This is a genomic window from Streptomyces nanshensis (genome assembly GCF_001751255.1).
Classification (GTDB): domain Bacteria; phylum Actinomycetota; class Actinomycetes; order Streptomycetales; family Streptomycetaceae; genus Streptomyces; species Streptomyces nanshensis_A.
Genome location: NZ_LJGW01000275.1, coordinates 1 through 10197, shown reverse-complemented (window position 1 = coordinate 10197; position 10197 = coordinate 1). Strand labels below are relative to the sequence as shown.

Sequence of the window (10197 nt, the reverse complement as noted above, 5' to 3'; positions counted from 1 at the left end):
CCGCTGGGCGAGCACGGGCTGCGGGCGGGGTGAGGGAGCGCAGCATGCGGGAGCGGGGCGCCGCCTACCGCCGCGCCCCGCTCCCGTACGGCCCGCTTCCGTACGTCCGATCTACGTACGGGAGCAACTCCCCTGCTCCGTACGCCGGTTCAGCAGATACGCGGTAGCTGCTCGCCGACCGGCAGGTCCACCACGCGCGTCCCGCCCAGCCCGGTGCGGGCGACGACCATGCCGGGGTGCGCCTCGACGCACTCGCCGACGACCGCCGCCTCCGCGCCCAGCGGATGCTCCCGCATGGCGGCCAGCACCTCCTCGGCGTGCTCGCGCGGTACGAAGGCGACGAGCTTGCCCTCGTTCGCGACGTACATCGGGTCGAGTCCCAGGACGGCGCACGCGTTGGCCACCGCGGGCGGCACCGGCACCGCCTTATCCTGGAGGACCACGCCGACCGTCGCGGCCACCGCGATCTCGTTGAGGGCGGCGGCGAGTCCGCCGCGCGTGGGGTCGCGCAGCACATGCAGGTCACGGGTCACGCCGAGCATCGTCTCGACGAGACCGCCCAGCGCGGCGCAGTCGCTCTCGACCTCCACGCCGAACTCCAGCCCCTCGCGCACGCTCATCACGGCCACACCGTGCGCGCCGACCGCCCCGCTGACGATGACGACGTCGCCCGGCACCGCGCGCTGCGGCCGGATGTCGACGCCGTCGGGGACGAGCCCGATGCCCGAGGTGTTGATGTAGAGGCCGTCGCCGTGCCCGGACTCGACGACCTTGGTGTCCCCGGTGGCGACCTCGACACCGGCCGTACGGGCCGCGGCGCCCAGCGCCTCGGCGACCCGTGAGACCAGCGGCACCTCCACTCCCTCCTCCAGGATGAAGCCGCAGGAGAGATAGGCGGCCCGTGCGCCGCTCATGGCCAGGTCGTTGACGGTGCCGTTGACGGCGAGGTCGCCGATGCTGCCGCCGGGGAAGAACAGCGGCCGTACGACGAAGGAGTCGGTGGAGAAGGCCAGCCGTGTCCCGCCGAGCGTGATCCTCGCCGAGTCGCCCAGTTCGGCGAGGAGTTCACCGCCGAAGGCGGGCGCGAAGATGTGCTGGACGATCTCCGAGGAGAGCGCTCCGCCGCCGCCGTGCCCCATGACCACACGCGGCTGGTCGCGCAGCGGCGCGGGACACGTCCAGCCGGAGAAGTCGGGGACGTCCGTACGGGTTCCGGGCTCTGCGAGGCCGGTGGTGTCAGACAACGGGGCTCCCCTCCAGCGGTGCGGACGCGGACGGCGCCGGCACCCCGGCCGGCCCGGACGCTTCGGCGGATTCGGTGAGTTGGGCGGATGCGGCGGGCTCGGCGGACGCGGACGGCTGCGGCGTACGGGATCCGCCCGTGCTCTCCAGCCGCCGGTAGAGGTAGTACGCCGCGCAGGCCCCCTCGCTGGAGACCATGGTCGCGCCGAGCGGCGTACGGGGCGTGCACACGGTGCCGAACGCCTCGCACTCGTGCGGCTTGAGCAGCCCCTGAAGCACCTCGCCGCTGCGGCACGCGGCGGGCTCCCGGGTGTCGATGCCGGTGACGGAGAAGCGGTGCTCGGCGTCGAACTCCCGGTAGTGCTCGGCCAGTCGCCAGCCGCTGTCCGGGATGACGCCGATGCCGCGCCAGGAGCGGTCGGTCACCTCGAAGACGTCGTCGAGCATCGCCTTGGCCGCCGGGTTGCCGCCGGGCGGCACCACGCGTGCGTACGCGTTCTCCACCGTGTGCTCGCCGCGCTCCAGTTGGCGCACCGCGCGCCGTACGCCCTCCAGCACGTCCAGCGGCTCGAAGCCCGTGACGACGATGGGAACCTCGAACCGCTCGGCCAGCGCCGGGTATTCGCCCGTCCCCATGACGCTGCACACATGCCCGGCGGCGAGGAAGCCCTGCACACGGCAGGACTCCGAGCGCATGATCGCCTCGATCGCCGGCGGCACGCGGACGTGCGACACGAGCAGGCTGAAGTTGCGGATGCCCAGCTTGCGCGCCTGGTGCACCGTCATGGCGTTGGGGGGCGCCGTCGTCTCGAACCCGATGCCGAAGAAGACGACTTCACGCTCGGGGTGCTGCTGGGCGAGGCGCAGCGCGTCGAGCGGGGAGTAGACCACGCGGACGTCCCCGCCCTCGCCGCGTACCTGGAAGAGGTCGCGTCCGGTGCCGGGGACGCGCAGCATGTCGCCGTAGCTGCAGAAGATCACCCCGGGCCGGGAGGCGATCTCCAGCGCCTTGTCGATGACCTCCAGCGGCGTGACGCACACCGGGCATCCCGGGCCGTGGATCAACTCCACCTGTTCGGGCAGGAGTTGGTCGATGCCGTGCCGGATGATCGAGTGCGTCTGGCCCCCGCACACCTCCATCAGCGCCCAGGGCCGGGTGACGGTGGCGTGGATGTCGTCCAGCAGCCTGCGCGCCAGCGCCGGGTCCTGGAACTCGTCGATGTACTTCATTGCGCCGCCTCCCGTGCAGCAAGCTCCCAGGGATCGCCGAACTCCTCCTCGAGCAGCCCGAGTTCCTCGAACAGCGCGAGCGTCTGCCGCGCCGACTCCTCGTCCAGCCGCTGGAGGGCGAAGCCGACGTGGACGATGGCGTACTCACCGGGCTTCAAATCCGGCAGGTACTCGCAGCACACGTCCTTCGCGACGCCGCCGAAGTCGACGGTCGCCATGCGGGTGCCGTCCCGCTCCTTGATCTCCAGCACCTTGCCGGGTACCGCCAGGCACATGGTGTCTCTCCTCGTTCCGTGGGTCTTCGGGCCGTACGGGCGTGGGCCCTCGGGCACATATGGGGGCGGCGGGCGGCGCCGCGTCAGCGTGCGGCCCGCGCGGGCGGCGGCGGTGCGTCCCTGCGGGCGGCGATCATCAACTGCCCCAGGGCCAGGCCGCCGTCGTTGGGCGGTACGAGCCGGTGCCGCAGCACCGTGAAGCCGTCCTCGCGCAGCAGCCGCGCACAGGCCGCCGAGAGCAGGGAGTTGGCGAAGACGCCGCCGCTGAGCGCGACCGTCCCGAGCCGGTGGCGCTCCCGTGCGATGCGGCAGACCCGCAGGACGAGCGCGGCGACGGACCGGTGGAAGCGCGTGGCCGTCGCCCCGGCGGGCACCCCCGCCCGTACGTTGGCGACGATCCCCGCCAGCACCGGAGCCGGATCGCACGTCAGGGTCTCCCCCGCCGAGACCCGCAGCGTGAACGCCCAGTCGCGGGCGGCCCGTTGGCCCTCGTCCTCGTGCGCCATGGCGGCCGCCGCCTCGAACTCCATGGCGGCCTGCGCCTCGTAGCCGGAGCGGTGGCACACCCCGGCGAGCGAGGCCGCGGCGTCGAAGAGGCGTCCCATGCTGGAGGTCGGCACACAGCCCAGACCGCGTTCCAACTGGACGGCGAGCGCCTTGAGTTCGTCCTCGGGGCAGGCCGCGGCGCACGGCAGCAGATGGTCCCAGGCGATGCCCGCCGCGTAGAGATGGGCCAGCGCCATCCGGTACGGACGCCGCACCGCCGCGTCGCCGCCGGGCAGCGGCACGGGACTGAGATGCGCCAGGCGGCGGTAGCCGTCGTAGTCGGCGAGGAGGAACTCCCCGCCCCATACGCTCGCGTCGTCCCCGTAACCGGTGCCGTCGAACGCGACGCCGATGACGGGATCGCCGCCGTCCAGCCCGTGTTCGGCCATGACGGAGGCGATGTGCGCGTGGTGGTGCTGTACGCGGTGCACCGGACGTCCCTCGGCGTTGCGCCCGGCCCAGCCCGCGGAGCGGTAGCCGGGATGCCGGTCGGCGGCCAGCAACTCCGGGCGCACACCGGTGATATGGCGGAGTTGACGCTGCGCGCCGTCGAAGGCGGTGAGCGTGGCGAGGTCGTCCATGTCGCCGACGTGCGCGGAGAGCCACGCGTGGTGGCCCTCGCCGACGCAGAAGGTGTTCTTCAGATCGCCGCCCACCGCGAGCGCCGGCGTCACAGGCACCGGCAGATTGACGGGGAAGGGCGCGTACCCGCGTGAGCGCCGTACGGGAAGCTGCTCGCCGCCGGTGACCCGTACGACCGAGTCGTCGCAGGGCACATGGATCGGCCGGTCGTGGGTGAGCCAGGCGTCGGCGAGCGGCGCGAGCCGCTCCAGGGCCTCGGCGTCGTCGGTGACGATCGGTTCGCCGCCGAGGTTGCCGCTCGTCATCACCAGCGCACGCGGACCGGGAGCGTCGCCCGGGAGCCCGAGAAGGAGATGGTGCAGCGGCGTGTAGGGCAGCATGATCCCCAAGTCGGCGCTGCGCGGGGCGACTTCACCGGCGACCGTCAGCCCCGCGTCCGCACCCGTACCGTCCGCAGACGCCGTACGGCGGCGCAGCAGAACGATGGGACGGCGCCCTCCGCTGAGCAACCCCCGTGCGACGGGGTCGAGTTCGACGAGCCGTTCCGCGTCGTCCAGGTCGCGCACCATCACCGCGAACGGCTTGTCGCCGCGTGCCTTGCGCTCCCGCAGCAGCCGTACGGCAGCGGGATTCGAGGCGTCGCAGGCCAGGTGGTAGCCGCCGAGCCCCTTGACCGCCACGACATGTCCTTCGGCGAGCAACGTCCGTGCGGCGGCGACCGGTTCGCCCTCCCCGGCGGTGCCCGGCGGTTCGCCGCCGCCGGGCACATGCAGCCGCAGCCGGGGACCGCAGTCGTGGCATGCGACGGGCTGCGCGTGGAAGCGCCGGTCCCGCGGGTCGGCGTACTCCCGGGCGCAGCGCGCGCACATCGGGAAGCGCTCCATGGTGGTGTGCGCGCGGTCGTACGGCAGCCCGGTCACGATCGTGAACCGGGGCCCGCAGTGCGTACAGGTGATGAAGGGGTGCCGGTGGCGCCGGTCGGCGGGGTCGCGCATCTCGGCGAGACAGTCCGCGCAGGTCGCGGTGTCGGGCGCGACGAGCGTGCGTGCGGTCCCGCCGCTGCCCCGTGACTCGGCGATGCTGAATCCGCGTCCCCCGGCCAGGGCCATCGGCTCGTGTGTCACCGACTGGACGACGGCGAGCGGCGGGGCGTCCGAGGAGATGCGTCCGCAGAACGCGGCGAGCGCCTCGGGCCCGCCCTCGACCTCGGCGACGACGCCGTCCCCGGTGTTGGCGACGTGCCCGGAGAGCCCCAACTCCCCGGCGAGCGCGTACACGAAGGGACGGAATCCGACGCCCTGCACCACGCCCCGCACGGTGACCTTGCGGCGTTCCGGCGCCGCGGTGAACCGTGCACCGCCGGGCGCCGCCGTGGCGGTGCCGCGCTGCGGGTTCACGACTGGCTGCGGGCCGGCACACCGGCGGCCTGTGTGTGCGGGTGCGCGTGTACGCGGGTGTGCAGATGCGTGTGCCCGTGGGCGCTCTCCGTACCGGAACCCGCCTCGGTCCCCGTGCCGGTCCCGGTGCCGGTGTCGGTTCCGGCGTCCTCGCCGGTGCGCGCCATGACCGGCCGGTGGGCCTGCTCGCCGGCGGCGACCGCCAGTGCCCGGTCCAGTACGAGCCCGAGGCCGGTGCCCCGCCGCGCCGAGGTGAGCACCACCTCGACCCCGGGGTTGACCTGGCGGACGTTGGCGCGGAACGCCTCCTCGTCGAAGCCGGCCGCCTCCGCGATGTCGTCCTTCGTGACGACGACGAGCTGGGCCAGCCCGAACGCCGTCGGATACTTCAGCGGCTTGTCCTCGCCCTCCGTCACCGACGCGAGGACGACGCGCAGCGACTCCCCCAGGTCGTAGGAGGCAGGGCAGACGAGGTTGCCGACGTTCTCCACGAACAGCAGCCGCGTCCCGTCCGGCAGCCAGCCCTCCAACTGCGCCCGGACCATGTCGGCCTCCAGATGGCACAGCCCGTCCGTGAGCACCTGCTTGACGGGGACGCCGGCGCGGGCGAGGCGCTCCGCGTCGTGCTCGGTGGCCAGGTCCGCCGTGAGCGCGGCGACCGGAACCCCGCGGGACGCGGCGAGCGCCAGCTCCGCTTCGAGCAGCTCCGTCTTGCCGCTGCCCGGGCTGGAGAGGAGGTTGATCACCGTGGTCCCGCGGGCGGCCAGTTCGGCACGGAGCGTGCCGGCGCGCTCGTCGTTCTTCACGAGCACCGCCTGCTGCAGATCGACGACTCGGCACATGCGTCTCAGCTCTCCTTGGCGTGTACGGGTACGGGGCCGGCGGGGTCCGGGCCGGGGCCGTCCTCGCCGTGGCGGAGGGCGACGATCTGCATCTCGCGTCCGGCGAGCAGTTCGGCCCGTCCGCCCTCGCACTGCGGGCAGCAGAGCTGCGGCGGCATTCCGGTCGCCCACTCCGCTCCGCAGGGTGCGCAGCGGGCACGGCCCGGCACGTGGTCGATGAGGAGCTCGGCGCCTTCGAGCACCGTTCCGGCGCAGGCGAGCGAGAAGCAGAAGCGGAGCGAGTCGGCCACCACTCCGGCGAGTTCGCCGAGCCGCAGCACCACGGCGGACACCTTCGCGTGCCCGTCCCCAGCGGGGGCCTCGGTCACCTGCTCCACCATCGCCACGGCGACGGACATCTCGTGCATCTGATCCCTCCGCTTCGCGGTTCATTACAGGCCCGGCCCCCTGGGGCGCCTCCCTGACACGCCGCCCTCCGGCGGCAAGGTGATCCGATCGGCTCACGCGTCCCGGCGCGCTTACCTGGTGGCTTATCCACCTATATGTCAGATTTTCAAGCGGCATTGCTCAAAGCTGTACGGCGGTCGGCGACGGCGCGAAGGGATCGGTCCCATGGGCGAGACGGCAACGGCTACGACGACGGCAGCGGCGGCGGAGGGAGCGCTCGACGAGATCCATATCCTCTGGACCTCGGAGGGCATGAGCTGCGACGGCGACACGGTCTCGGTGACGGCGGCCTCGCTGCCCAGCCTGGAGGACGTGGTGCTGGGCGCCGTCCCGGGCCTTCCCAAGGTTCACCTGCACAACAAGGTGCTGGCCTACGAGTCGGGCGAGGACTTCCTGGAGGCCTTCCGCAAGGGCGCCCGCGGCGAACTCGGCCCGTTCATCCTCGTCGTCGAGGGCTCCATCCCCAACGAGAACATCAACGGCGACGGCTACTGGACGGCGATGGGCAACGACCCTCAGACCGGCGAGCCGATCACCCTCAACACCTGGCTGGACCGTCTCGCTCCGCACGCCTGGGCCGTCGTGGCCATCGGCACCTGTGCGACGTACGGCGGCATCCACGCCATGGCGGGCAACCCGACCGGCTGTATGGGCCTGACCGACTATCTCGGCGCGGACTACCGCTCCACCGCGGGCCTGCCCATCGTCAACGTGCCGGGCTGCCCGGTGCAGCCGGACAACTTCATGGAGACCCTGCTGTGGGTCCTGCACCAGGCGGCCGGGCTCGCCCCGACGATCCCGCTCGACGAGAAGCTGCGTCCGACGTGGCTGTTCGGCAAGACCGTCCACGAGGGCTGCGACCGGGGCTCGTACTACGAGCAGGGCGACTTCGCGAACGACTACAACTCCCCCAAGTGCCTGGTGAAGATCGGCTGTTGGGGCCCCGTCGTCAACTGCAACGTCACCAAGCGCGGCTGGATGGACGGAGTCGGCGGCTGCCCCAACGTCGGCGGCATCTGCATCGGCTGCACCATGCCGGGCTTCCCCGACAAGTTCATGCCGTTCATGGACGAGCCTCCCGGCGGCTCGCTGTCCTCGTCGCTGATGAGCCTGTACGGGCCGTTCATCCGCAGCCTGCGGTCGATCACGAACCGGTCGGCGGACCGGGAACCGAAGTGGCGGCACAACGAGCCCGCCCTCACCTCCGGCTACCAGCCCCGCTGGACCGGCCGCAAGTAATCAGCGAAGCGACCTGCGAGAGGAACGAGACGTGGCGACCGCCCAGCAGTCCACCAGACAGCCCGGAACCGGCGAACGCGAACTGACCGAGGTGGCCTTCGACCCGATCACCCGGATCGTCGGCAACCTCGGGATCTACACGAAGATCAACTTTCCGGGCCGCGAAGTGGCGGAGTGCCGCAGCACCTCGTCGATCTTCCGCGGCTACAGCGTCTTCATGAAGGGCAAGGACCCGCGGGACTCGCACTTCATCACCAGCCGGATCTGCGGCATCTGCGGCGACAACCACGCGACCTGTTCCGTCTACGCGCAGAACATGGCCTACGGCGTGAAGCCGCCGCCGCTCGCGGACTGGATCATCAACCTCGGCGAGGCCGCCGAGTTCATGTTCGACCACACGATCTTCCAGGACAACATGGTCTTCGTGGACTACTGCGAGCGCATGGTCCGCGAGACCAACCCCTCCGTCCTCGAACGCGCCGAGCGCACCCCCGCGCCCCGCGCCGAGTCGCACGGCCACCGCACGATCGCCGACATCATGCGCTCGTTCAACCCGTTCGAGGGCGAGACGTACAAGCAGGCGCTGGTGATGAGCCGGCTGACGCGCGAGATGTGCTGCCTGATGGAGGGGCGGCACGTGCACCCCTCGACGCTCTACCCGGGCGGCGTCGGCACCGTCGCCACGCCCCAGCTCTTCACCGACTATCTCGTACGGCTCATGCGCTGCATGGACTTCGTGAAGCGGGCCGTCGCCATGAACGACGACGTCTTCGACTTCTTCTACGAGGCGATGCCCGGCTACGAGGAGGTCGGCCGCCGCCGCACGCTGCTCGCCTGCTGGGGCTGCTTCCAGGACCCCGAGGTCGTCGACTACGACTACCGGACGATGAACACGTGGGGCAACGCCATGTTCGTCACCCCCGGCATCATCGTCGACAACAAGCTGGTCACCACCGACCTCGTCGACATCAACCTCGGCATGCGCATCCTGCTCGGCAGCAGCTACTACGAGGACTGGACGTCGGAGGAGACCTACGTCGAGCGCGACCCGCTGGGCAACCCCGTCGACCGCCGCCACCCCTGGAACCAGACGACTCTGCCGCAGCCGCAGAAGCGCGACCTGGACGGCGGCAAGTACAGCTGGGTCATGAGCCCCCGCTGGTTCGACAAGCGCACGGGCGACCACCTCGCCCTCGACACCGGCGGCGGTCCCCTCGCCCGCCTGTGGGCGACCGCGCTGGCGGGCAAGGTCGCCACCCCGTATGTGCGCTCCACCGGGCGCAGCGTCCAGATCGACCTGCCGAAGACCCCCAACTCCCCTGAGACGCGGCTGGAATGGACGCCGCCGCCCTTCCCCAACACCCTGGAGCGCAACCGCGCCCGCATGTACTTCGTCGCGTACGCCGCGGGCATGGCACTGCACTTCGTCGACCGCGCGCTCGCCGAGGTCCGCGCCGGGCACACCAAGGTCTTCGAGGACTTCAAGGTGCCCGAGGAGGCCATCGGCGTCGGCTTCCACGAGGCGGTGCGCGGTGTGCTCTCCCACCACCTCGTCATCCGCGACCACAAGATCGCCAACTACCACCCGTACCCGCCGACTCCGTGGAACGCCAGCCCGCGCGACCACTACGGCACCCCCGGCCCGTACGAGGACGCGGTGCAGGGCATGCCGATCTTCGAGGAGAACAGCCCGGAGAACTTCAAGGGCATCGACATCATGCGCACCGTCCGCAGCTTCGACCCGTGCCTGCCGTGCGGCGTGCACATGTATCTCGGCGGCGGGCGGACCGTACGCGAGAGCCACTCGCCCACCTTCGGCACGCAGGCGTAAGGCGCGCGGAGATGGCATGGGACGAGCGCGAGGCGCGTGAACACGTCGCCCGCACCGAGGAGTTGCTCTCCGCGCTGGACGGCCTCGCCGACACCGCGGCCCGCGAGCAGGCGCTCGACGCGCTGCACGCGCTGGCCGGGATGTACGGCGAGTGCCTGGCGCGGGTGATGAGCCATACGGACGCCGCGACCCGATCCGCCCTCGCGGCCGACGAGTTGGTGGGCCGTCTGCTGCTCGTACACGATCTGCACCCCGAGCCCGTGGAGCAGCGGGTGTGCCGCGCCCTGGAGGACGTACGGGGCGTGACGGTGCTGGACGCCGGCGAGGCGGAGGTACGGGTGCGGCTCGCACCGGGGGGCTGCGGCTCGCCGGGCGCCGAGGAGCTGGCGCGGCAGGTACGGGAGGCGGTGGCCTGCGCGGCGCCCGAGGTCGCCCGGGTGGAGACCGAGGAGGCGGGACCCGAACCGTCGCTGATCCCGGTGGACGCCCTCTTCCGCGGCGCGGACGCGGCGCCCGCGGGGCAGCGGTGAACAGCGGGGCGGCGGCGGACGGTCGGGCGCAGGGCG

The 10197-nt window shown here is 71.9% G+C and carries 9 protein-coding genes; 3 read left to right on the top strand and 6 right to left on the bottom strand.

Annotated features, from left to right (window positions below; translation table 11 throughout):
- Nucleotides 1-149: 149 nt before the first annotated feature.
- From hypE to hypA, 6 genes are all read right to left on the bottom strand, one after another.
- Nucleotides 150-1244, bottom strand: coding sequence for a hydrogenase expression/formation protein HypE (hypE, locus tag AN218_RS16310; protein ID WP_070017618.1), 1095 nt, complete (start codon nt 1242-1244; stop codon nt 150-152).
- Nucleotides 1237-2472 carry a hydrogenase formation protein HypD gene (hypD, locus tag AN218_RS16305; RefSeq protein WP_079132233.1) on the bottom strand — a complete coding sequence of 412 codons (1236 nt, stop codon included), beginning with the start codon at nt 2470-2472 and terminating at the stop codon, nt 1237-1239. The genes hypE and hypD overlap by 8 nt, the downstream gene beginning before the upstream one ends.
- Nucleotides 2469-2747: a HypC/HybG/HupF family hydrogenase formation chaperone gene (locus AN218_RS16300; protein WP_070017617.1), complete on the bottom strand. Its 279-nt coding sequence runs from the start codon at nt 2745-2747 to the stop codon at nt 2469-2471. Before AN218_RS16300 ends, hypD begins: the two co-directional genes overlap by 4 nt.
- An 83-nt stretch (nt 2748-2830) precedes the next feature.
- Nucleotides 2831-5272, bottom strand: a complete 2442-nt coding sequence (gene hypF / locus AN218_RS16295; RefSeq protein WP_070017616.1) for a carbamoyltransferase HypF — start codon at nt 5270-5272, stop codon at nt 2831-2833.
- Nucleotides 5269-6114, bottom strand: a complete 846-nt coding sequence (gene hypB / locus AN218_RS16290) for a hydrogenase nickel incorporation protein HypB (RefSeq protein ID WP_070017615.1) — start codon at nt 6112-6114, stop codon at nt 5269-5271. Before hypB ends, hypF begins: the two co-directional genes overlap by 4 nt.
- A gap of 5 nt (nt 6115-6119) precedes the next feature.
- Nucleotides 6120-6521 (bottom strand): hydrogenase maturation nickel metallochaperone HypA, encoded by a 402-nt coding sequence (gene hypA, locus AN218_RS16285; protein WP_070017614.1) that lies wholly within the window; start codon nt 6519-6521, stop codon nt 6120-6122.
- 205 nt (nt 6522-6726) lie between these two features.
- Here hypA and AN218_RS16280 point away from each other — a divergent pair, with 205 nt between their 5' ends.
- The 3 genes from AN218_RS16280 to AN218_RS16270 all read left to right on the top strand — a co-directional run bounded on the left by AN218_RS16280 (nt 6727) and on the right by AN218_RS16270 (nt 10161).
- Nucleotides 6727-7800, top strand: coding sequence for an NADH-quinone oxidoreductase subunit B family protein (locus AN218_RS16280; RefSeq protein ID WP_070017613.1), 1074 nt, complete (start codon nt 6727-6729; stop codon nt 7798-7800).
- An 82-nt stretch (nt 7801-7882) separates the two neighbouring features.
- A complete protein-coding gene (locus tag AN218_RS16275) occupies nt 7883-9631 on the top strand; it encodes a nickel-dependent hydrogenase large subunit (RefSeq protein ID WP_375537912.1) in 1749 nt (582 codons plus the stop codon).
- Nucleotides 9632-9642: 11 nt separating this feature from the next.
- Nucleotides 9643-10161 carry a hypothetical protein gene (locus AN218_RS16270; protein WP_070017611.1) on the top strand — a complete coding sequence of 173 codons (519 nt, stop codon included), beginning with the start codon at nt 9643-9645 and terminating at the stop codon, nt 10159-10161.
- Nucleotides 10162-10197 lie beyond the last annotated feature (36 nt).